The sequence below is a fragment of the Lancefieldella parvula DNF00906 genome, assembly GCF_000758945.1.
Taxonomy (GTDB): Bacteria; Actinomycetota; Coriobacteriia; order Coriobacteriales; family Atopobiaceae; genus Lancefieldella; species Lancefieldella parvula_C.
The window spans coordinates 1-21,410 of record NZ_JRND01000007.1 but is presented as its reverse complement, the minus strand read 5'-3'; the positions used below and the strand labels follow the sequence as shown (position 1 = coordinate 21,410).

Below are 21,410 nucleotides of genomic sequence, written 5' to 3'. Positions count from 1 at the left end.
CGACTCATCAAAGGAGTTTCCCATGAAAGTTATTCTCTTGGGCGAGCTTCGCGGTAAGGGCGGCGAAGGCGACATCGTAGAGGTCGCACAGGGTTATGCGGAGAACTTCCTGTTCCCCAACAAGATTGCCCAGCCTGCTACACCGGGTAACATCAAGCAGCTTGAGGAGCGTCGTCACAATATCGCTAAGCGCGAAGAGCAGCGTATTGCTGACGCAAATGCTACCAAGGCAGCTCTTGATGGCAAGCTCGTAACTGTTGACGCTCGCATTGGCGAGGAGGGCCAGCTCTTTGGCTCCGTCACCACCGCTCAGATTGCTGACGCAATCGAGGCACAGCTCAACGTCACCGTTGATCGTAAGCGCATTGCTCGTAGCGCTGCTATCAAGACCGCTGGTCGCCACAATGTCACTATTGAGCTTTACCGTGACATTACCGCAACCGTCGTTGTTCTTGTTGGCGAGGACGATGCTGCTCCTGCAGAGGAGGAAACCGAGGAGGTTGCCGCTGAGGCAACTGTCGAGGCTGAGGTTGAGTCCGCAGAGTAGTTTTATGCATGCATAAAACACTGTTCTCCTGCATTTTTTGGTGGTTTATACAATTTCTACAGTTTTCTACAGATTTGTAAGCTTTTAGAAAAAGCAAGGCCATCTTAAAAGAATGGAATGTTTGTTCGAACCACCCCTTTGTGAAACATAACAAAGGGGTGGTCTTTTTATGTGTAGACAGAACGGTATATTTTCTTATACTCTACCTGCGGTTATTCAAAATGTTATGTAAAACATATTTACTTAACCTGCGGAATTGTAATTTGATTTGTATAAATGCAGATAAGCAATTGTGTAGAAAATACCACGTGTCGAAAAAAGTCTAAAAAATGTTGAAAACGTTGAAAACTCAAGGAAATCCCGCTCAGGGTATGCGAGTTTTGGAAAATCGTGTTGAAGACTTAACTTTTCGAATTTTGCAAGCCAAAATGACTCTTTATTTTTTTGAAAAGTACACTACTATTCAGATTCATTCCCAAAAAAACATGATTGGAAAAGACGATGGCACAAGACTCGTTTGAGATGAATCCTACGCAATTGACGGCCCTAGAGAACGCCTCTATGCCACAAGATTCTGATGCCGAGTTTTCCATTCTTTCTGCAATGATTCTTTCGGAAGAAATCAGAGGAGAGTGCCTCATTAGGCTTTCTTCCGAGGATTTCTATATTCCATCCAATCAAATTATTTTTGAGGCAATTAAGTCTCTGTTTGACAATAACAAGCCAGTAGATGTCATTTCGCTTGCAGACCACCTTAAGAGTAACGGCAAGTTTGAGCGCGCTGGAGGAGCTGTCCGTTTAGCAGAGCTTGGAAACAACCCACTTGCTATGGTTGGTTGGGAAAACCACGCCGTTATGCTGCACCGTGATACTACGCTCAGAAAGATGATTAGTGCTTCTGCAAAGATTTCTGCGCTTGCCTACAACGCTCCAGAAGATACAAAAGAAGTAGTTGACCAGGCAGAGAAGCTCATTTTTGATGTAACCAACAGAGATGTTCAGCAGTCTGAGCAGGGCATTGAAGACATCATGACTGATCTCTTTGAAGAGCTTCAGCAAAATGCCGGTAAAGATGCGTCGGAGTTGGGTGTCCAAACAGGATTTGCAACCCTAGATAATCTCTTCCAAGGTCTTCGTCCTGGTCAGATGGTTGTTATTGGTGCTCGCCCTGGTGTTGGTAAGACCTCTTTTGCTCTCAGCATGGCCTATAACGCCGCAGTTTCCGGTGCAACTGTTGCGCTCTTCTCGCTTGAGATGAGCAAGATTGAGATTGCGCAGAGACTGTTGGCTTCTGAATCAAAGGTTGATTTGCAGACCATCCGTTCTTCCAACATCAGAAATGAGCAGTGGCCTACCCTTCTGGAGGCAGCAGAGCGCATTTCTCGCCTTAAAATCATCGTTGATGATACTCCGGGCACAACAGTCACAGAAATCCGCGCAAAAGCCCGCAGAATGCTTAATAAGGCCGAGAAGGGCGTCATTATCATCGACTACCTTCAGCTGCTTTCTCCACCAGCCGAGAAGGGCCGTGCGGACAGTCGTGCAACTGAGGTTTCCGAGATGTCTCGTGGCATTAAGATTATGGCTAAAGACCTCAAGGCGCCTGTTATTGCACTTTCTCAGCTCAATCGTACGCTTGAGAACAGAAACGGCAAGCGTCCACAGCTTTCTGACCTGCGTGAGTCCGGCGCAATCGAGCAGGATGCAGATATTGTTTTGCTGCTTGACCGCTCACTGAGCGATGAAGAAGCCGCACGCGATGACCGTCCTGATAAAGACGTTACCAACATCATTGTTGCAAAGAACCGTGCAGGTGCTCTGAGGGATGTCCCTGTTATGTTTATGCCAACATCCACCAAGTTTGTTGAGATCTACCAGGGAAATAATTACTCAGAAAGTGAAGCCGCACAGTACGCTGCGATGGCAAACCCCGCGCATTAATCGTTTCTTATGTGTGACAAAACCTCTGCGCTTCTGTGCTTTTGCGAGCGGTATTAGATATACTTATGAAGCAACCCCTAAAGAGGTTGCAACCGTCATGTAATGGTCGTGTTTGTAGATAGCTGCGATAGGGGAGAACTTATGCCAGCTTCCGTACTTGTTGGTGCTCAGTGGGGAGACGAGGGTAAGGGTAAAGTTACCGACCTCATTTCCGGAGATTTTGACGTTGTTTGCCGTTACGCAGGTGGTGCAAATGCGGGCCACACGGTAATTGCTGGAGATACAAAGCTTGCGCTTCACCAGGTTCCATCTGGTGTTATGTACGAGAACACCTATCCAGTTATTGGCAATGGTTGCATTGTTGACCCAGAGGTTCTTCTCGGCGAGATTGACATGCTGGAGAGCAAGGGTATTTCCTGCGACCTGCTTAAGATTTCCGGCAACGCTCACATTGTTATGCCTTATCACAAAGATCTTGATGGCGTGCACGAGAAAAAGCTGGGCAAGAACCTTATTGGTACCACCAAGCGCGGTGTCGGTCCAACGTATATGGACAAGATGAACCGTACTGGCCTGCGTATTCAGGACATGCTTGACGAGAAGATCTTCCGCAAGAAGCTTGAAGCTGCACTTGAGTACACCAATCCAATCTTGAGTCTTGTGTATGGTCTTCCAACCTATACCGTTGACCAGATTTGCGAGACCTACCTGCCTTATGCAGATCGCATTCGTCCTTACATTGTTGAGTCTTCTCTCTTCCTCAATGAAGAGCTTGAGGCTGGTAAGAACATTCTCTTTGAGGGTGCTCAGGCAACCATGCTTGATATTGACCACGGCACCTATCCATTTGTTACCTCTTCTAGCTGCACCGCTGGTGGTGCAGTTACCGGTTCTGGAGTTGGCCCAACCAACATTGACCGTGTCCTGGGTATTGCAAAGGCATACCTCACACGCGTTGGTTCTGGTCCATTCCCAACAGAGCTCTTTGACGAGACCGGCGATCTTCTCGGCGAAGTTGGCCATGAGTATGGCGTTACTACCGGTCGTAAGCGCCGCTGCGGTTGGTATGACGCAGTAGTTGTTAACTACGCGGCTCGTATCAATGGCCTCACTGACCTGGCAATTACCAAGCTTGACGTTCTTGGCTGCCTGGACGAGATTAAGGTCTGCGTTGCTTATGAGTGCGACGGCAAGATTTACAAGACCGTCCCAGAGCACCAGAGCGTCTTCTATCACGCAAAGCCTGTGTACGAGACTCTTCCTGGTTGGAAGTGCGACATCTCTAACATTCGTAACTTCTACCAGCTACCTCGTGAGGCTAAGGACTACATTGATTTCCTGGAGCAACTTGCTGGTGTACGCGTTTCTATCATCACCGTTGGTCCAGATCGCGAGCAGACAATCGACCGCTACTGGAGGTAACCTGTGGCGTCTTCGGACTGCTCAACTTTTGCAATAGTTTGCGATAACCCCTGTGGGCTTGAAGCTTCCCAGCTTGAAGCCCTGGGGGTTTCTGTAATACCTGGAGCTCTAAATTCAGATGCTGATCAGGTGGGCGAGTTTTACCGAGGCATTATTGAGTCAGGAGCTCAAAAGATCCTCTCGCTCCATGTGTATGCAGATTTTTCTGACTCGCTTCTTACGGCAAAAAAGGCGTGTCAGAACAATCCTGATATTTCAAGCTCAATTTGCCTGGTAGATAGCGGAAATATGCCCACTGCTATGGGAATCATGCTTGAGCGCTTAAGTGTGGCAAGAAAGTCTGGAGCTTCATTTGAAGCTGCTTGCGCGTATGCACAAGAGCTTGCTGAGGTAGTTGCCACAATGTACATTGCAATGAACAAGGTTGTTCTTCATAAAAGCAAGGACAAACGCCCCAGGCTTTCGTTGCGACTTCGACTTGAGCGTTTGCATAGGCGCATCTCAAGCGATATGTATTTGTACCGTTTGGTTGGCGGAAAATGTACAGAGGTGGCTCGCTCATCAGATTTTACCGATCTAGCAGCAAGAATTTCTCGCCTTATGAGCGCTTGGTTTGTAAAGCGCGGCGAGCTCAAGTATGTAGTGATTTCAAGTGGCGAGAAACGCATAGAAAAGCATCTCAAAAAGCCGCTTAAAACCAATGAATATGATGCAGAATGTATTGCAGAAAGACTTGCTTCCCCTGAGTTTAAAAAACATCTTGGAGAAGGCGCTGTTGGCGTTGCTTGTATCCCAAAGGCGTTGTATCAGAAGGCTGGAGTACTTATGAATGACACCGTTGATATTTTGTTGCTCGGCGCAGGCGGTCGTGAGCATGCGCTCCTGACAAAGCTGCAGGAGTCTCCGCGCGCAGGAAAAATTTATGTTGCTCCAGGTAATGGTGGCATGGCTGCCCAGGCAGAGATTGCTCCTATTGATCAAAATAACCCTGATGAGGTTGTTTCTTTTGCCAAGGAAAAAGGCATTGGTCTGGTAGTTATTGGCCCTGAGGCTCCTCTTGTTGTGGGTGTTGCAGATGCCGTCCGTCAGGCTGGTATTGCATGTTTTGGCCCTAATCAGAATGCAGCCCAGATGGAGGGCTCAAAAGCGTTTGCCAAGGGCGTTATGGAGCGAGCAAACGTTCCAACTGCTGCATGGAAGTCCTTCACAGACCAGGCGTCTTGTGAGGCGTATGTTCGTCACATCGGCGCTCCTGTTGTTGTTAAGGCAGACGGTCTTGCTGCAGGTAAGGGTGTTATTGTTGCAACTGAGCTTGAGCAGGCCCTCGAAGGTGTTCGCGAGTGTTTCTCGGGCCATTTTGGCGATGCAGGTGCAACCGTTGTTGTCGAGGAGTTCCTTGAGGGGCCAGAGTGTTCCTTGCTTGCGCTAACTGACGGAACGTACGTTGTTCCGCTGGCAACAGCCCAGGATCACAAGCGTGCTTACGACGACGATAAGGGACCTAACACTGGTGGAATGGGCGTCTATTCTCCTGTTCCTTTTGTGACCAATGAAGAACTTTCCCAGATGATTGCCATTGAGCAGCGCGTTGTTGACCAGCTCAAAAAAGAGGGTATCAACTATTCTGGCTGCCTTTACGGCGGATTTATGCTGACCAAAGACGGCCCTAAGGTTCTTGAATTTAACGCTCGCTTTGGCGATCCAGAAACTCAGGTTGTACTGCCTCGCCTCCAGGACGATTTGGTTTCAATTTTGATGGCTTGCGATAACGGTACCCTCCGTCATCAGCAGGTTTCCTGGTCTGATACAGTGGCTGTTTCTGTTGTTCTGGCAAGTGCTGGATATCCTGGTTCTTACGAGAAGAGCAAGGAGATTACCGGTATTGAGGCTGCTCAGCAGCTTGAAGGCGTTTCTGTGTATCACGCCGGAACTGCTCAGACCGAGGACGGAAAGATTGTCACAGCAGGCGGCCGCGTGCTCAACGTCACTGCGCTTGCACCAACCTTTGAGGAAGCTCGCGCTCGTGCATATGAGGCCTGCGACCTTATCAACTTTGAAGGCAAGCAGCTCAGGCACGATATTGGACTTAAGGCTCTTCAAGGTCGTCCAGAAAAATAGTTAGGTTAGCGCTTATGGCAAATCAAAATGACGAGAAAACCAACGTACAGGATGGTGCTTGGACCAGCGATCAAAGCAGCTCTCAGTTTAGTGATGTGTTTGATGATATGCAGTCTGCTGAGCCAGAGATTCTTGATGCTGACATGCAGGTAACTCCAGAGGTGTTTGATTCTGCTCGCAATGATTTGCACTCGGCAGTTGATTCGCTTACCTACGACGGTGAGCGTGTTGCCGTGGGTGATGCTGCCTACCATCATTCTGGGGAGCCACAAAAGCGCAGTTTTGTTGCAGGTACAGAGGATGCGCGTGATGCCTCTTTAGAAGAGAAGCCACTTTCTGAAGATACCGTTTGGGTTGGTCGCATTTTTGACGTGAATCGTCTGCGTGTCTCTCTTCCTGATGGACGCACTGCTCTTCGTGATGTTGTGCGTCATCCCGGTGCTGTGGCTATTGTTGCATTGACTGATGAGGGCAGAATTTGTCTGGTTCGTCAGTATCGAACTGCGCTTGGTCGTGTAACAGTTGAACTACCTGCAGGAAAGCTTGACCCAGGTGAGGATCCTCTTGATTGCGCTCACCGTGAGTTGTTGGAAGAGACCGGAATGAAGGCGGGAAAGATGGCTTTTCTCACCACTACCGCCACTTCTGATGGATTTACTGACGAGCTCATTCACCTTTATATGGCAACTGAGTTGACCTTTGAGGGATCAGACCCAGATGCCGACGAATTTATTAACGTGGATCTTGTTCCACTATCTGAGCTGGTAGACGCTGTTCTCGATGGCAAAATCGAGGACGCAAAGACTATCATTGGAGCTCTTATCTGCGATTCAATTTCACACCGATTGCCTATGGAGTAATTACGCATGCTTGATCGTCCTTCTCGCCCTGTACCTGGTAGTTCTTTGACTTCAGCCTCTAGCAGAAACGGCTTTAGAAACTCTGGAAACAACACCTCTGGCAAACACCGCAAATCGCTGTTTGCCAGTTTTCTTTCTTATTATGCTCCGCAAAAGCATCTGTTTATTCTGGACACTATCTGCGCCATCATTTTGGCTTGCATTGAGCTGGCGTTCCCTCAAATTCTGCGATCGCTCACAAAGGGACTGTTTGTGCAGGGTAAAGATGCCATTCTTGGCAGCTTGGTATTCATTGCTGTTGGCCTTGTGGTTATGTACTTTGTCCACTTTCTGTGTCGCTACTTTGTTATTAGTTGGGGACACATCATGGGCGCGCGTATGGAAAGTAAGATGCGAGAAGACCTGTTTGACGCTTACGAGCGTATGAGCTTCTCGTATTACGACCGTCACAAGACGGGCGATCTGATGAGTCGCTTGGTATCCGACTTGTTTGATATTTCTGAGACGGCGCATCATGGCCCTGAGTATCTGATTATTGGCTTGCTTGAGATTGCCGGCTCTTTTGTCATTCTGGCTTTTATTAACGTGTCCCTTACGCTGGTGCTTGCTGGAATCGCTGCAGTGCTGGTAGTGTTCAATTTCTTTGCTAACATGCACATGCGCGGCATTTTTAAAGAGAACCGCATGCGAATTTCCGACGTAAATACCCAGCTAGAAGACTCACTTTCTGGTATTCGCGTGGTTAAGGGCTTTGCGGCGGAAGATCACGAGCGTAAGAAATTTAGAGCAAGTAACTCGGCATACTTAGACTCCAAGGCCAATATGTACCAGGCTATGGGCAGGTACCAAGCTGCAATTTCAGGCATGATGGGTGTTTTGAACACTGTTGTGTTGGTTTTGGGCGGCTGGATGATTGCTCAGGGTCAGATGCAAGCCATTGACCTGGCTACGTATGCACTCTATATCTCGCTGTTTACCACGCCAATCATGAACATTTTGAACTTTACCGAGACATTCCAGAAAGGTCTTGCGGGCTTTAAGCGTTTCTCGGAAATTCTTGAGACTCAGCCAGATATTCAAGATGCGCCTGATGCTCACGACATTCAGATTACTGCTGGCGATATCATCTACCAGGACGTTCATTTCTCTTACAACAACGCCGAAGACGTTATCGACGGATTGAACCTTCATATTGAGAGCGGAAAAACCGTTGCGCTGGTTGGACCTTCAGGTGGAGGCAAGTCCACTACCTGTGCTTTATTGCCACGCTTCTATGACGTTACAAGTGGAAGCATCACCATTGACGGACAGGACATTCGCTCCGTTACGCAGCATAGTTTGCGCTCGTCAATTGGTATGGTCCAACAGGACGTGTACCTTTTTGACGGCACCATTGCGGAGAACATTGCATACGGTTGCCCTGAGGCTTCCGCAGCTGATATTGCGCTTGCCGCAAAGCGCGCAAACATCGCCGAGTTTATCGAGTCGTTGCCTGACGGATATGATACGCAGGTAGGACAGCGTGGAACAAGGCTTTCGGGCGGACAAAAGCAGCGCATTTCCATTGCGCGCGTGTTCCTCAAGAATCCACCGTTGCTCATTTTGGATGAGGCTACTTCCGCTCTGGATAACGAGTCCGAGCGCGCGGTCCAGGAGTCCCTTTCCGAGCTGGCTAAGAACAGAACTACGCTGGTCATTGCCCATCGACTCTCGACTATTATGGGTGCTGATGAAATTATCACCATCAATCACGGTCGTGCAGTTGAGCGTGGAACCCATGATGAACTGCTAGAAAAAGGCGGAATCTACGCTCATTACTATCAAATGCAGTTTGGTGGTGCGCCAAACCTCGCAAGGCGGTAAAATAGAGCATTAGGTGCTTTGCGAAACGCGGTTTGCAGCTTGCAGTTTGCAAACCGACGGCTCGTAACCAAAGATCAAAAGTCAACGCATCGCACGCTTTGAAGGCGTGTTTATGCAGGTTGAATGAGAGAGCTACATGGCTAAAGATGATGCAGAACGTTCACGCTTCGCGCGTCGCCAGAAGGGCGCGCTTGACGCTGACGCAGCTGAAGAGTTGTTTACCAAGGTAGACGAGACAGGTCATCCTAACGAGGAGCGCGCAGCTCTAGAGCGTGCTCGCAGGCAGGGTGGAGCTGCAGCGGTAGACGTTGACCCGCTCTCGGGATCTGATCCTTCGGGCTCAAATATCGAGAAGGTCATTACAAAGACGGCAGTTCTTTTTGTCCTGATTTTCCTGTTAATTGTTGTTCTCATGCAGGTTTCTTGTGGTGTTATTCGTCGAGCCAACACAGCAAATCTAACTGAATCAGTTACGGTACGATCTGTTGCATCCGCACTGCGTGGAGGCGTTGAGTGGGGTAATGGATTTACGCAGTTCCCCGAGGATTTCTCGGTTCAGGAAGCTGATGAGAACACTGGTCGCGTTGAGGTAACGGTTACCGATACCACCTCAAAAGACGTGCTTGAATGCTATGCGGGATCCAGTGTTCAGGCGCAGGCGTTTGCTATTAACGCGCTGCTCAACCCACGAATCAATACCGTTGTCTATCACGTTAGCGTTCATAGAAACGACCAGGGTGAGTTGCAGAAATCTCAGCTCTTTGGATTCCTTAAGCCTGGTGGAGACGCAACACCTATCTTTACCTTTACGTTCTCAAAGACGCAGTCCTCTGATGGCGTAAATATCACCATGGTCATTACTGGTGCAAACGACACCATTCAGAAAGAATTGCGAGACCAGATTGCAACGTCATTTACGCCGGTCCGCGTGCTTGGTGGCATTGTTGGTGGAGACTCTTCAACAAAGAAGAACACTACTACTGGCACAGCGGGAACCACGGGTACCACAGGTACCACTAACACCACAGGTACATCCGACAGTTCTTCAAGCAGCAAGTAGTCTGTCTTACCTGAGAAAAAGTGCAAAAGAGCCGCTGGCACCAGCGGCTCTTTTGCTTGCGCTACATGAAGTGACTCATCGGGAGGTCGGCACGCCTCAAAATGGTGGCACGGCGAATGACTTTGCACGTTAATTTGGCAGAAAGTAAGCGGATTGGTGTTTCCAAGACGATTTTGGTCCCAAAAAGGTAAAAAAACCGTTTAGTTGGGGGTTTTAGTCTTTATGCATGACGATTTTGAGTCATTTAGAGCCAGCAATGTGACGCCCGATTAGCACCAACTGGCCTTTTAGTAATATCAATTCTTTAATCAATTCTTTCGATCCCCAACTAAACGGGTTTTTTACCTTTTTCGCCCTATTTTGGAGCTCAATGTTTGTTGATAAAAAATGAAACGAATAAAGTGCCAGAAAAATGCATTTTCATGCATAGCGTCGAATCTTTGCATGGCTGCTGGCATAAAAATAGATGCCCACTCTATGTGAGTGGGCATCTATGGCAAAGAATCATGTTTGATTTCGCTGAAGTGTAAAGTTTTACACTAGCAGCGCAGCTTGCGCGAGCTTTTACTCCCGCAGAAGCTGAGCAATCAGGCCCAGCTTTGTCTCAAACGAAACGCCACGAAGCTCAAAGTTTGGCTGCTCACGAGTAATTTCCATGGACTCGCAAACAAACTCACCAGCAAATTCAACGGCGTCAGCAATTTCCTGACCACACATAACTGCAGCTAGAAGCGCAGATGCAAACAGGTCACCCGTTCCGTGCAGCATGTATGGCAGAAGCTCGGAGACAATCTCGCCACGCTCGGACTCGGTAGCAACAAAGTTGCGGATGAGGCCGTCGCCACGAACGATACCCTTAAGAACGACGCACTTTGCACCCATTGCAAGCAGCGCATCAAGTAGCTCGTCTACCTGCTCATCCGTCAAATCCTGTCCAGCATAAGGAATACCAGTCAGAATAGAAGCCTCAGTAAGGTTTGGTGTCAGAATATCTGCACCGTTTACCAGGGATTTCATTGCATCGCAAAGCTCTTGCGTATAGGTTGGATACATCTTGCCGCCATCGCCCATAACTGGATCGACAACACGAAGCGCCTTTGGATGCTCCTGGTACAAGCGCTGAATGCTTGCAACCTGCTCTGCTGCACCAAGGAAGCCAGAATAAATGGCGTCCAGGTCAATGCCCTCTTCCTGCCATGCATCCAGGTAATCCTCGAGCATGTTGGTGGTGTCGTGCATGTAGAACGTAGGGAACTTGGTGTGTGCCGAGAAAAGCGACGTAGGTACTGGGCAAACGTCACATCCCGCTGCCGAGAGCACCGGAATAGCTACGCCAAGCGAGCATTTTCCGTATCCGCAGAGGTCATGCACTGCGGCGATGCGAGGGATGTACGAGCCTTCTCGCTGGTACAGAACAGAGTTGGTTTCATTCATTACAGTTTCCTTTCACGTGGACTGATGGACCAACGTTCTAGAAAATCATACTCTATACTGTGAGATGGATATTTGACGTATCCGCCAATTTTATGAGACGTAACAAAGGAGCAGAGATGGCAGATCAGCCTGTTGTCGGCATCATCATGGGATCTAAGAGCGACCTTGCAACTATGGAGGGATGTACCGCTGAGCTCGAGCGCTTGGGCGTTCCATATGAGCTGGTCATTGCATCCGCACACCGCACTCCAGACAAGGTTCACCAGTGGGCCGAGACCGCTGCTGACCGCGGCCTCAAGGTAATCATCGCAGCCGCAGGAAAGGCCGCTCACCTGGGCGGAGTTGTTGCTGCATTCACTCCGCTGCCTGTCGTTGGCGTCCCAATGAAGACCTCCGACCTCGGTGGCATGGACTCCCTGCTTTCCATGGTTCAGATGCCATCCGGCGTGCCCGTTGCCTGCGTTGCCATCAACGGCGCCAAAAACGCAGCTATCTACGCTACTCAAATTCTTGGCGCATCCCTTCCAGAGTATCGCGAGAAGATCGTCCAGCTCAAAGCCGAGATGGCTGACGCATAAGCTGACTCACAGCCCGGAATAGAACCGCACCTGCGCATACCCGCGCGCAAGCACCCGCGCCCGCGCGTACTAGCGTGTACCCGCACCTGCGCGTACCCGCAACCGCACGCAATCACACACAAAACCCGCGCTTTAGAAAACCTAAGGCGCGGGTTTTGCGTATTTTGCGTACCTACAAAATGTGATTATGCGATGACTTCATAAGATGCACAGAGATTTTTGTTTCGTGCATAGCTAAACTTTTAAGGGGTATCACAAGAGTATGACAAAGGTATGACAAACGAGTACCTTCAGAAGGGAAGTGCATGGAATCAAAAAACGGCAAGCATTTTGCTTCATTCGCCGCTGACGATCAGACGGCTGGAAATACTCACACCTCAAAAACCTCCGTCGGGATGGCTTCTATGAAAAGCGCTGCTTCTTCAAAAAAAGATAGCAACAAGAAAACCTCTCCTAAAAAGTCTGGCGAGAAACCCGCTAAGAAGAAGGGTTTTGCCTACATTCTTTCCACAATCTTGCTGGTAGTTGGCATTGGCCTCCTGGTTGTTGCTGGCGTTATGTTTGGCAAGACTCAGCTTGAATATCACGAGCAAGATGTCATCAACGAAGAGCTTGCAACATACGCAACAGTTTCCGAGAAAAAAATGAGGCTCCAGTTATTGATTGGGCTGGTCTTCAGGCAGTAAACAACCAGGTTGTCGGCTGGATTCAGATTCCAGACACACAGGTCAACTACCCTGTGTATCAAACTACAGATAACGACCACTACCTGCACACAAACGCAAAAGGTGAGTGGTCAATCGGTGGCCAGATTTTCATGGACTACCAGAACAATCCAAATGGCCTCACTGACCAGCAGACTATTCTCTATGGTCACCATATGAGAAACGGCTCAATGTTCCAGTACATTGGAGCAATGAATGACCAGTCTACCTTTGATAAGGTCGAGACAATCTGGTACGTCACGCCTACTCAGACGTACGAGCTTGAGCCAGTGTTTACCTATCACACCGACGAAGATGACGAGGAAGTCCGTCAGTTTAACTTCAATTCTGTCGATGAGTTCAGGTCTTACCTAAAAGATAGGCTTTCTAGAGCAGTAAGCTCTCGTTCCGATGCAGCAGATGTTATTTCTCGCGCTGATCATGTTCTTACACTCTTTACCTGCAATTACACCGACCAGTACGGCAGGACCATGCTCATTTGCGTCCCAAAGACTGAGGCCCAGCCAAAGGCTCAGTAGCTGGTACACAGGCGGCAGAAACTCTGGTAAGAGCAGTCCGTTAAGCTCAACAAACTGCCATTTTCTTAAAAAATTGTTACACGCTCCGAACATATTTGTTCGGAGCGCTTTTTCTTGTAAATTTCCAGGTACACTGTATCTATTGTTGCCAAACGTGAGAGACGTTTGATCAAGGGTGGCTCAAGCTGAGGCATCCGGAGGGGATCCAATGGAACTTCACGAGGAATGTGGCGTCTTTGGAGTATGGGCGCCTGACCGTGACGTTGCTCGACTCACTTATTTTGCGCTGCACGCGCTGCAGCATCGCGGACAAGATTCCGCAGGTATAGCTGTCGGTGACGGCCAGACCGTACTTATCAGAAAAGATACGGGCCTCGTAACCGAAGTTTTCAACAACGACGACCTCAACGCAATGCCAGGTAAAGTGGCTATCGGTCACTGCCGTTACGGCACCGCAGGCGCCAAGGGCTGGGAGTCCGCACAGCCTCACATGTCGTCCATCGATGAGACCCTCATTGCCTTGGCGCATAACGGCACCCTCGTTAACTTTGACTCTTTGCGAGAAGAACTGTCTTCTCGCCAGATTTCCTTTAGATCCAACACGGATTCCGAGGTAGCGGCCCAGCTCATCGGCTACTTTACTCGTCGTACACACCGTCTGCGTACCGGTATTGCCGCAACCATGAACCTCATTGAGGGCGGTTACGCCATGGTGCTCATCCGCGAGAACGCGCTGTATGCGTTTAGGGATCCTAACGGTATTCGCCCGCTGGTACTCGGCCATATTGGCGAGGAAGGCGAGAATAACTGGGTAGTTGCATCTGAGACGTGCGCGCTGGATATTGTGGGTGCTACGTATGTGCGCGAGGTGGCTCCTGGCGAGATTATCCGCATTTCCGACAGTGGCCTATCTTCTGAGATGGGACTTTCCCCTCGTCAGCAAGCAGATTGCATCTTTGAACAGGTGTATTTCTCGCGCCCTGACTCTATTATTAGTGGTCGCTCGGTGTATTCTGTCCGTCACCAGATGGGTCGCCAACTGGCAAAAGAGACCCCAGCAGACGTTGACCTAGTAATTGGTGTACCTGATTCCGGTGTTCCTGCAGCTGAGGGTTTTGCGCAAGAGCTGGACGTGACTTTTGGTACCGGCTTGATTAAGAATCGCTACGTTGCAAGAACGTTCATTCAACCTACACAGCAGCTTCGTGAACTGGGCGTTCGCCTAAAGCTCAACGCGCTTTCTGACGTTGTTGCAGGTAAGCGCATCGTAATGGTAGACGATTCTGTTGTTCGCGGCACTACTTCTAAGCAGATTGTTCAGCTGCTTAGAGACGCAGGAGCTACTGAAGTACACGTCAGAAGCGCATCTCCAAAGGTTATCTGGCCTTGCTTCTATGGTATTGATACTGCCGACCAGCACCAGCTTGTTGCGGCAAAAATGACTACTCAAGAGATTTGCGAGTATATCGGTGCAGACTCCTTAGGCTTTTTGAGCCTGGAGGGCCTGCTTGCCTGCGTTCCTTCTCGCGGTTATTGCGAGTCTTGCTTTAGCGGCAGGTATCCTGTGGCAATTCCGGAAGACTTCCACCAGAGGTTCTTGCCAGAGAATAAACCAGACAACTTGCATCCATCGTATGCACTAAAGTTTGACCAGGTAGAACAGCAGTTAATTGACGAGGGTCTTATGCCCTCAGAGCAGTAAGGGGAGAAACAATGACCACTTCCGCTGATCCAGCCAAGCAGATTACCTACGCCGACGCAGGAGTTGACGTTGATGAAGGCGCTCGCGCGGTCGACGCCATCAAGGCTGCTGTTGCTACAACTACTCGTTCCGAGGTCATTGGCGGCTTGGGTGGCTTTGGTTCCTGCTTCTCGGCAGCAGCACTCAAAGACATGGAAGAGCCTGTACTAGTCAGTGGCACCGACGGCGTTGGCACTAAGCTTGCTATTGCTCAGCTTCTCAATCGCCACAATACGGTAGGTGAGGACCTGGTTGCCATGTGCGTCGACGACATTGTTCCCATGGGCGCCGAGCCGCTGTTTTTCTTGGATTACGTTGCTGTGGGCAAGCTTAAAGCCGAGGCAGTCGCCGAGGTTGTTGGTGGCATTGCAGAAGGCTGTCGCAAGAGTGGCTGCGCGCTGGTAGGCGGCGAGATGGCCGAGCATCCAGGTGTTATGAATCCTGACGATTACGATCTTGCTGGCTTTGTCGTAGGCGTTGTCGACAAACCAAAGATTTTAGGTCCCGAGAAGGTCAGTGAGGGTGATATTATCCTGGGACTTCCTTCTTCTGGCATTCACTCCAACGGATATTCGCTGGTTCGCAAGGTGGCCATTGAGGGCAAGACGGTCGAGGAGCTCAACCAGCCTCTGGAGGAGCTTGACGGCGAGTCACTTGCAGATGCCGTTTTGCGTCCAACCACCATTTATGCAGGTGGATTGCTTGCTGCTCTTCGTGCAGGCGCACCTATCAAGGCTATGGCACACATCACCGGTGGCGGAATCACCGAGAACCTTAACCGTGCACTGCCAGCTCACCTTGACGCAGAGGTTGATCGTGGTGGAGAGGCTGGTCCTGCATGGTCTATCCCACCTGTAATTTCATACGTTTCTAACGCCGCAAACCTGTCTCTTGACGAGCAATATCGCACCTTCAACATGGGTGTTGGTATGGCACTTATCGTAGACATGGACGACGTTGACGATGTAGCAGAAGCCCTCTCTGAGCAGGGATTTGAGCCATTTGTCATGGGTCAGATTATCCCAGGCACCGGAAAGGTGGTCTACAACGATGCCAATTAAGCTTGGCGTTCTTCTTTCTGGTTCGGGTACCAACCTCCAGGCCATCATTGATGCCATCCAGGCTGGCACGTTAGATGCAACTATTGAGCTGGTTGTTTCTTCTCGCCCTAGTGCCTATGGCTTGAAGAGGGCAGAGGCAGCTGGCCTGCAAACGCTGACGCTCTCAAAAGAGACATACGAGGATCCGTTTGTTGCGGATATGGTGATTGCTACTGAGCTCAAGCGCTATAACGTCGATTACGTTGTTATGGCTGGTTACATGCGTAAAGTTGGCGTTCCTATTCTGAACACCTTCCCTAATCGCGTGCTCAACCTGCACCCGGCGCTGTTGCCAAGCTTCCGCGGCGCGCACGCTATTCAGGATGCGTATGAGTACGGAGTCAAGGTGACGGGTGTTACCGTTCATCTGGCAAACGCTGATTACGACCGCGGCCCTATTATTGCTCAGCGACCTGTTGTGGTTGAGGAGGGCTGGACTGTTGACCAGCTTGAAGAGGCAATTCACCAGGTAGAGCATCAGCTGTATCCTGAGGTGTTACAGCTTTTTGCGCAGGACAAGGTTCACGTCGAGGGCCAAAAGGTTCGCATAGAGGTAGGCAAGTAAATGGCGAGAAGCGCCCAGATTAAACTGAGTGACGTAGCAACATCGCGTGTCAATAACCTGAACTTTATGAGGTTTATTGCTGCGCTGATGGTTATTGTTTCTCACTGCTATGTGATAGTTTTAGGGGGAAACGCAAGCAGCATTCTTGCGAAATTTACAGAAGATAGGCTGAGCTCTGGTGGAGTTTCCGTTGGCGTCTTTTTCTTATTTGGCGGATTTTTGATTGCTCGTAGTTGCGAGCATTATCCTGAACCAAGAAAGTTCTTCTCGGCACGCGCTTTAAGACTTTTTCCTGAGCTTTTATTTGTTGTGTTATTAACCGTGCTCATAATCGGCCCTTTGGTCACCTCTTTTTCACTTCCAGGGTACTTTACAAGTCCAGAGACTTATAAGTATTTTCTCAACGGTATTCTTATTATGGATTACAAATTACCTGGAGTTTTTACGAAAAATCCATTTAGTGGCGTGGTTAATGGATCTCTGTGGACACTTCCAGCTGAATTTCTCTGCTATATCCTGTGTTTTATCAGCTACAAACTTACCAAGTTTGATAAAAAGAAGTTTTTGCTGCTCTCGCTACCTGTTTTTGTGTTGGCGGCAGTGTATTACGTGAAGTTTTCTCCACTTCAGCTGAGTGCTGTGCGCGCGGTACTTTTGTTTTATTTGGGTGTTTTAATCTGGGTATTTAGAGACCGCATTACTATTTCACCTGTCTTAGGCTTTGCGTCGATTGTTTTGTGGTTTGTCATGGTTCTCGGCGGCATCGATAATCTGGCAATGCTGACGGTTTTCCCTATTGCTTGCTTCTGCCTTGCGTATGGAATGGGCAATCACTTTAGTACGTTTGGCACTAAATTTGAGCTGTCCTATGGCATTTACCTTTGGGCTTTTCCTATTCAGCAAGCGTTGGCACAGTATTTCCCAGCATGGCATCCTTATGCAAATGCACTGGTTGCAGCTTTGCTAGCAACTTGCGGAGCGTTTGTGAATCACTTTGTTGTTACTGCTCCGCTTGGAAGATACCTTAAAGAGCGCCGTCAGAAGACTCTTGAAGAGCAGAAGTCTTCCAAAGGACAGAAACCTTCCGAAGAGCAGTCGGGTGCTTAAAGGAGAAGTGCCGAGAAGAAAAGCTATTTTATCAGTCCCACTAAATAGAGTGCGGTTTGCATATACGCAAACGATGCAACGCCCCAGATAAGAGGCACAGCTATGTCCCTAATAGTCTGCAGGGTCTCGTGAGCAGAGCGTTTGGCTATTTGCGTGAAGATGCCACAGACAATAATAAGGACGCCAATGCCCATAAAGGCTGGAACAAGAAATTGCTGTTTCAGCGCAGCTTCTGTCGTAAGAAACATTATGGCGATAAAAAATGCGGTGCCCACAAAGATATAGAAGAGCATGAGCATTCCAAAACGGAGTAGATCAAAGTTTGTGTGCTTAAAAACTTTGCTCAAGTTCCTCTTTCCCAGAAGCAGATACACCGTAAAAAAATAAAAGGCAGCCATAGGAATACAGATAACCCTATAGACATCCATAAGTGCCATATGACCGCCTTATCTGCTAAATCTGCTAGTTGCTTCTGTACCACTCAGCTTATAGTAGCGCGGTTAGCGCAGTAACAAGTCCAAAGAGAATACCAGGGGCGTTAGCAATCATAATAGGAACATCGCGCTCTTTCTTGAAAGCGCCGTAAATAAACCACACGGTGCAGTTGATCATAGCAACCAGCGGCTGGATAAAACTACCCTTATTTCCAGCAAGGTTATTGGTAATCTGTGGGATATAAGAAACATACATCATGACCGAGAGAATACTGCCAAATTGTCCTAGTCTGTTGAAGAAATTCTCGTCAAACGTAATGGTGCGCTTTTCTGTCATGTAAAGTAGCCTCCAATAGTTGATTAACTGATTGCTGGTTTTTACCCAACTGCTTAAGAAAATATCCGTTAGTTTGTTGCTGAATAGCTTGCATCAATCCATTGGCAGAGCTCATCAAAGTCAATGGAGCCATCTAAAAGCACGGAAATCCAATGCTCTTTATTCATGTGGTATGCAGGCAGATAGCCATCCTGGTGCAGAAGCATTTCCAGAAGAAATGGATCATCTATTTTCACATTAACAAGATCTTTGCGTCTGGATTCCTCCAGACCTAGCTTTTGACCAGGCACATCAGCAACAAGCGCGAACCACTTATTATTGTGTGGGTGGCGTAAAACCGCATAGGTTGGAGCTGTCGAGAAGGGATAGTCGGGGTTTATACCGTACTGATTTGCAATGTAATCAAACAGCTTTTCTCGCATAATCTGGCCTCCCTCGTCCATATCTTATTATGATTGACAGCTTCTCTATGGAGAAGTTGAAATTGTCATTATCTCCAGCATACGTGCCTTAAACAGCTATACTAAAGGTGTCTGTGTATGTAATAAAAGTCCAAGTGAAGGGCGTCATATGAGTCGTGTTTCTCGTAGAGAAGATGAGTTTTATAGCATGTTCTCTGAGTTTTCTGCACTGATTGTTTCTACAGCAAAACTGTTTGTCTCCTATATGGAGTCATTCCCAAGTTCAGAAGATTATGAAGTCCAAATCAAGAACTACGAGACACTCTGCGATGACCAGGTAGGAAAGATTATTTCCACCCTCAACACATCCTTTATCACGCCATTTGATCGCGAGGACATTTCGCGTCTTGCCCTGCTTATGGATGAGATTGCAGACGGCATTGAAAGTGTCTCTGCGCACCTCAGCATGTATGACATCAAAGAAATGCGTCCAGAGGCAGTTCAGGTGGCACATCTGATTCTGTTTGCATCGGAGGAACTGCAGAAAGCTTTTGATCGTCTCCCTGATTATCACAAGGATGACTCAGTCATTCGTCATACGCGCTCTGCAAATGAGTATGAGGACCAGGGCGATGTTGTCTATCGCAACGCTCTGAGCTCTATCTTCAGAAATGTTGATGATCCAATTGAGGTTCTTAAGTGGAAGAGCCTTTTGGATAGACTTGAGTCTACTCTTGACGCTTGCAAGCATGTTGCAAACGCCGTTCAGAATGTTATCGTGAAAAATGGCTAGCATCCTGCTTATTGCGGTACTTGTTTCCGCTCTGATATTTGAGTTCATTAACGGCTTCCATGACACCGCAAATGCCATTGCTACCACGGTGTATACCAAGGCTTTGCCTCTACGCACAGCAATTATCATGTCGGCTATCATGAACTTTATCGGCGCGCTTATGAGCGAGAAGGTCGCTATGACCATCGCGTCTGGTCTGGTTGACATTCAGCTCCAGCTCTACGTTATTTTTGCTGCATTGATGGGCGCTATCATTTGGGACCTCTTTACCTGGTGGTTCTCAATTCCAAGCTCTTCTTCGCACGCACTTATCGGCAGCCTTATCGGTGCAACCATTGTCTTTACCGGCAGCACTGGTCACATCCTCTGGGTTGGCGTTGTTGAGAAGGTTGTTATTCCTCTGTTTACCTCACCGCTTATTGGTATGGCACTGGGCTATTTCATTATGAAGCTGGTATTTGAGATTTTTGCTGATTGGCCACCTAAAAAGGCTCATGGTCTTTTCCACCGTCTTCAGGTTCTCTCAGCTGCCTTTATGGCATACAGCCACGGCAACAATGACGCTCAGAAGACTATGGGAATCATCACGTTGGCGCTGGTTACCGCCGGTCTTCACGACCCTTCTACCGGCATCCCTCTGTGGGTCAAGCTTCTCTGCGCAACTACTATGGCACTGGGCACCTCCATTGGCGGCGGCCGCATCATGCGCACCGTTGGCGACGGCGTTACTAAGCTCACGCCAGTTATTGGCTTTGTCGCCGAAACAAGTTCTACCGTTGCAATTGAGATCATGACCGCTCTTGGCGCACCAGTTTCCACTACGCAGGTCATCACCACATCCATCATGGGCGCAGGATCTGCTCGTCGTCGCAGCTCCGTGCGCTGGGGCGTTGCGCGCAAGATTATTGCCGCTTGGTTTGTGACGCTGCCAGCCACTATGGCACTTGGCGGTCTTATTGCATTCCTGACCAGCTTTGTTCTGGCATAACCTATGCTCAACGTTGTACTGGTAGAGCCCGAAATTCCCGCAAATACGGGAAACATTGGCCGCACCTGCGTAGTGAGCGGGACTCACTTGCACTTGGTGGGCCCGTTGGGTTTCTCGCTTGATGACAAAAGCCTCAAACGAGCAGGTATGGCCTATTGGCAAAGCCTTAACGTTTCTGTCTACGATAACTGGGATCAATTTCTGGAGAAGAACGGTCTAGCCCAAGCATCTGGTGTACCTGCTGGGGACGCTGCACACGACGCTGTCTCCGCTGTAGACATTGCTTCCAACGGCGCTTTTACGGCCAGTAGATCCCCGCTGCACTTCCTTACTAAGAAAGCTAAGAAGACCTATACACAGGCAACGTATCGCGATGGGGATTACCTTATCTTTGGCAAAGAAAGCTTGGGATTATCCGAGGAACTCCTGGCCCAGCATGCTGACGAGTGCGAGAGAATCCCAATGCTGCAAGACTCCGCAAGCTTGGTTAATCGTGAGGACTGGAGTCAAAAGCACGATGCACTTGACGGTGATGATCAGTACTCTCATCCAGCGCTTTTACAGCAGGATATCTGCGGAAACTTCATTGACCCTAACAAGTTCTCGGTCAGTGCACTTAACGTTTCAAATGCTGCCGCTATTGTGCTGTACGAGGCACTACGGCAGATTGGCTTTCCGGGAATGGATGTCTAAGAATTAGTTTGTTGAGTTTGTTTATGATGTAGAACGAAAAAAGTGTCAAGAATGGCTACAGAGGTGAGATGCGTGTTAATTAAAATCCGACAACACCATTAGATGCTGTCGGATTTCTAAATTAAACTTGCTGCTTAATCACTATAAAGCGGTGAGGAATGTTAATCCGCCTAAAATTACACCAG

At 48.8% G+C, this 21,410-nt stretch carries 21 protein-coding genes; 17 read left to right on the top strand and 4 right to left on the bottom strand.

Annotated elements, in window-relative coordinates; genetic code table 11:
- Positions 1–22 precede the first annotated feature (22 nt).
- From rplI to HMPREF1647_RS01125, 7 genes are all read left to right on the top strand, one after another.
- Entirely contained in the window at positions 23–547 is a 525-nt protein-coding gene (gene rplI / locus HMPREF1647_RS01155; protein WP_035431359.1) for a 50S ribosomal protein L9, read from the top strand.
- Positions 548–1,048: 501 nt separating this feature from the next.
- The gene (gene dnaB / locus HMPREF1647_RS01150) at positions 1,049–2,488 is read left to right on the top strand and encodes a replicative DNA helicase (protein WP_035427093.1); all 1,440 of its coding nucleotides are present in this window, start codon (positions 1,049–1,051) and stop codon (positions 2,486–2,488) included.
- A gap of 141 nt (positions 2,489–2,629) precedes the next feature.
- A complete protein-coding gene (locus HMPREF1647_RS01145) occupies positions 2,630–3,910 on the top strand; it encodes an adenylosuccinate synthase (RefSeq protein WP_035431357.1) in 1,281 nt (426 codons plus the stop codon).
- A gap of 3 nt (positions 3,911–3,913) precedes the next feature.
- Complete coding sequence (purD, locus tag HMPREF1647_RS07145) at positions 3,914–6,028, top strand: phosphoribosylamine--glycine ligase (RefSeq protein WP_081933294.1); 2,115 nt, start codon at positions 3,914–3,916, stop codon at positions 6,026–6,028.
- 14 nt (positions 6,029–6,042) lie between these two features.
- Positions 6,043–6,888 carry an NUDIX domain-containing protein gene (locus HMPREF1647_RS01135; RefSeq protein ID WP_035427089.1) on the top strand — a complete coding sequence of 282 codons (846 nt, stop codon included), beginning with the start codon at positions 6,043–6,045 and terminating at the stop codon, positions 6,886–6,888.
- Between the two features lie 6 nt (positions 6,889–6,894).
- Positions 6,895–8,751 (top strand): ABC transporter ATP-binding protein, encoded by a 1,857-nt coding sequence (locus HMPREF1647_RS01130; protein ID WP_262363770.1) that lies wholly within the window; start codon positions 6,895–6,897, stop codon positions 8,749–8,751.
- Positions 8,752–8,887: 136 nt separating this feature from the next.
- Positions 8,888–9,811 (top strand): hypothetical protein, encoded by a 924-nt coding sequence (locus HMPREF1647_RS01125; RefSeq protein ID WP_035431355.1) that lies wholly within the window; start codon positions 8,888–8,890, stop codon positions 9,809–9,811.
- A gap of 564 nt (positions 9,812–10,375) precedes the next feature.
- On the opposite strand, the gene HMPREF1647_RS01120 is transcribed toward HMPREF1647_RS01125, so the two are convergent.
- Positions 10,376–11,245, bottom strand: a complete 870-nt coding sequence (locus HMPREF1647_RS01120; RefSeq protein WP_035431353.1) for a pyridoxamine kinase — start codon at positions 11,243–11,245, stop codon at positions 10,376–10,378.
- Positions 11,246–11,361: 116 nt separating this feature from the next.
- Here HMPREF1647_RS01120 and purE point away from each other — a divergent pair, with 116 nt between their 5' ends.
- From purE to HMPREF1647_RS01090, 7 genes are all read left to right on the top strand, one after another.
- Positions 11,362–11,823 (top strand): 5-(carboxyamino)imidazole ribonucleotide mutase, encoded by a 462-nt coding sequence (purE, locus tag HMPREF1647_RS01115; protein ID WP_035428223.1) that lies wholly within the window; start codon positions 11,362–11,364, stop codon positions 11,821–11,823.
- A 305-nt stretch (positions 11,824–12,128) separates the two neighbouring features.
- A complete protein-coding gene (locus HMPREF1647_RS07110; RefSeq protein ID WP_262363767.1) occupies positions 12,129–12,509 on the top strand; it encodes a hypothetical protein in 381 nt (126 codons plus the stop codon).
- Between the two features lie 53 nt (positions 12,510–12,562).
- Entirely contained in the window at positions 12,563–13,066 is a 504-nt protein-coding gene (locus tag HMPREF1647_RS07105; RefSeq protein ID WP_262363766.1) for a class B sortase, read from the top strand.
- 208 nt (positions 13,067–13,274) lie between these two features.
- The gene (gene purF / locus HMPREF1647_RS01105; protein WP_035431351.1) at positions 13,275–14,768 is read left to right on the top strand and encodes an amidophosphoribosyltransferase; all 1,494 of its coding nucleotides are present in this window, start codon (positions 13,275–13,277) and stop codon (positions 14,766–14,768) included.
- Positions 14,769–14,779: 11 nt separating this feature from the next.
- A complete protein-coding gene (purM, locus tag HMPREF1647_RS01100; RefSeq protein WP_035431348.1) occupies positions 14,780–15,868 on the top strand; it encodes a phosphoribosylformylglycinamidine cyclo-ligase in 1,089 nt (362 codons plus the stop codon).
- Positions 15,858–16,472 carry a phosphoribosylglycinamide formyltransferase gene (gene purN / locus HMPREF1647_RS01095; RefSeq protein ID WP_035431346.1) on the top strand — a complete coding sequence of 205 codons (615 nt, stop codon included), beginning with the start codon at positions 15,858–15,860 and terminating at the stop codon, positions 16,470–16,472. Before purM ends, purN begins: the two co-directional genes overlap by 11 nt.
- Positions 16,473–17,579 (top strand): acyltransferase family protein, encoded by a 1,107-nt coding sequence (locus HMPREF1647_RS01090; RefSeq protein WP_052039080.1) that lies wholly within the window; start codon positions 16,473–16,475, stop codon positions 17,577–17,579. It begins immediately after the preceding gene.
- Positions 17,580–17,602: 23 nt separating this feature from the next.
- On the opposite strand, the gene HMPREF1647_RS01085 is transcribed toward HMPREF1647_RS01090, so the two are convergent.
- The 3 genes from HMPREF1647_RS01085 to HMPREF1647_RS01075 form a co-directional block, all read right to left on the bottom strand.
- The gene (locus tag HMPREF1647_RS01085; RefSeq protein ID WP_035431344.1) at positions 17,603–18,016 is read right to left on the bottom strand and encodes a hypothetical protein; all 414 of its coding nucleotides are present in this window, start codon (positions 18,014–18,016) and stop codon (positions 17,603–17,605) included.
- Positions 18,017–18,065: 49 nt separating this feature from the next.
- Entirely contained in the window at positions 18,066–18,350 is a 285-nt protein-coding gene (locus HMPREF1647_RS01080; RefSeq protein WP_052039079.1) for a SemiSWEET family transporter, read from the bottom strand.
- 68 nt (positions 18,351–18,418) lie between these two features.
- The gene (locus HMPREF1647_RS01075) at positions 18,419–18,793 is read right to left on the bottom strand and encodes an MmcQ/YjbR family DNA-binding protein (protein ID WP_081933293.1); all 375 of its coding nucleotides are present in this window, start codon (positions 18,791–18,793) and stop codon (positions 18,419–18,421) included.
- Between the two features lie 127 nt (positions 18,794–18,920).
- Here HMPREF1647_RS01075 and HMPREF1647_RS01070 point away from each other — a divergent pair, with 127 nt between their 5' ends.
- Genes HMPREF1647_RS01070 through HMPREF1647_RS01060 form a run of 3 tightly spaced genes read left to right on the top strand, consistent with a single transcriptional unit; the run spans position 18,921 to position 21,225 of the window.
- The gene (locus HMPREF1647_RS01070) at positions 18,921–19,544 is read left to right on the top strand and encodes a DUF47 domain-containing protein (protein WP_035428216.1); all 624 of its coding nucleotides are present in this window, start codon (positions 18,921–18,923) and stop codon (positions 19,542–19,544) included.
- Positions 19,537–20,532: an inorganic phosphate transporter gene (locus tag HMPREF1647_RS01065; RefSeq protein WP_035431342.1), complete on the top strand. Its 996-nt coding sequence runs from the start codon at positions 19,537–19,539 to the stop codon at positions 20,530–20,532. Before HMPREF1647_RS01070 ends, HMPREF1647_RS01065 begins: the two co-directional genes overlap by 8 nt.
- 3 nt (positions 20,533–20,535) lie before the next feature.
- Positions 20,536–21,225 (top strand): tRNA (cytidine(34)-2'-O)-methyltransferase, encoded by a 690-nt coding sequence (locus HMPREF1647_RS01060; RefSeq protein ID WP_035431340.1) that lies wholly within the window; start codon positions 20,536–20,538, stop codon positions 21,223–21,225.
- Positions 21,226–21,410: the final 185 nt, after the last annotated feature.

Excerpts from the sequence above, each read along its gene's own strand:
- rplI (WP_035431359.1), top strand. The coding sequence starts at position 23 with ATGAAAGTTATTCTCTTGGGCGAGCTTCGCGGTAAGGGCGGCGAAGGC.
- dnaB (WP_035427093.1), top strand. The coding sequence starts at position 1,049 with ATGGCACAAGACTCGTTTGAGATGAATCCTACGCAATTGACGGCCCTA.
- HMPREF1647_RS01145 (WP_035431357.1), top strand. The coding sequence starts at position 2,630 with ATGCCAGCTTCCGTACTTGTTGGTGCTCAGTGGGGAGACGAGGGTAAG.
- HMPREF1647_RS01135 (WP_035427089.1), top strand. The coding sequence starts at position 6,043 with ATGGCAAATCAAAATGACGAGAAAACCAACGTACAGGATGGTGCTTGG.
- HMPREF1647_RS01130 (WP_262363770.1), top strand. The coding sequence starts at position 6,895 with ATGCTTGATCGTCCTTCTCGCCCTGTACCTGGTAGTTCTTTGACTTCA.
- HMPREF1647_RS01125 (WP_035431355.1), top strand. The coding sequence starts at position 8,888 with ATGGCTAAAGATGATGCAGAACGTTCACGCTTCGCGCGTCGCCAGAAG.
- HMPREF1647_RS01120 (WP_035431353.1), bottom strand. The coding sequence starts at position 11,245 with ATGAATGAAACCAACTCTGTTCTGTACCAGCGAGAAGGCTCGTACATC.
- purE (WP_035428223.1), top strand. The coding sequence starts at position 11,362 with ATGGCAGATCAGCCTGTTGTCGGCATCATCATGGGATCTAAGAGCGAC.
- HMPREF1647_RS07110 (WP_262363767.1), top strand. The coding sequence starts at position 12,129 with ATGGAATCAAAAAACGGCAAGCATTTTGCTTCATTCGCCGCTGACGAT.
- purF (WP_035431351.1), top strand. The coding sequence starts at position 13,275 with ATGGAACTTCACGAGGAATGTGGCGTCTTTGGAGTATGGGCGCCTGAC.
- purM (WP_035431348.1), top strand. The coding sequence starts at position 14,780 with ATGACCACTTCCGCTGATCCAGCCAAGCAGATTACCTACGCCGACGCA.
- purN (WP_035431346.1), top strand. The coding sequence starts at position 15,858 with ATGCCAATTAAGCTTGGCGTTCTTCTTTCTGGTTCGGGTACCAACCTC.
- HMPREF1647_RS01090 (WP_052039080.1), top strand. The coding sequence starts at position 16,473 with ATGGCGAGAAGCGCCCAGATTAAACTGAGTGACGTAGCAACATCGCGT.
- HMPREF1647_RS01085 (WP_035431344.1), bottom strand. The coding sequence starts at position 18,016 with ATGGCACTTATGGATGTCTATAGGGTTATCTGTATTCCTATGGCTGCC.
- HMPREF1647_RS01080 (WP_052039079.1), bottom strand. The coding sequence starts at position 18,350 with ATGACAGAAAAGCGCACCATTACGTTTGACGAGAATTTCTTCAACAGA.
- HMPREF1647_RS01075 (WP_081933293.1), bottom strand. The coding sequence starts at position 18,793 with ATGGACGAGGGAGGCCAGATTATGCGAGAAAAGCTGTTTGATTACATT.
- HMPREF1647_RS01070 (WP_035428216.1), top strand. The coding sequence starts at position 18,921 with ATGAGTCGTGTTTCTCGTAGAGAAGATGAGTTTTATAGCATGTTCTCT.
- HMPREF1647_RS01065 (WP_035431342.1), top strand. The coding sequence starts at position 19,537 with ATGGCTAGCATCCTGCTTATTGCGGTACTTGTTTCCGCTCTGATATTT.
- HMPREF1647_RS01060 (WP_035431340.1), top strand. The coding sequence starts at position 20,536 with ATGCTCAACGTTGTACTGGTAGAGCCCGAAATTCCCGCAAATACGGGA.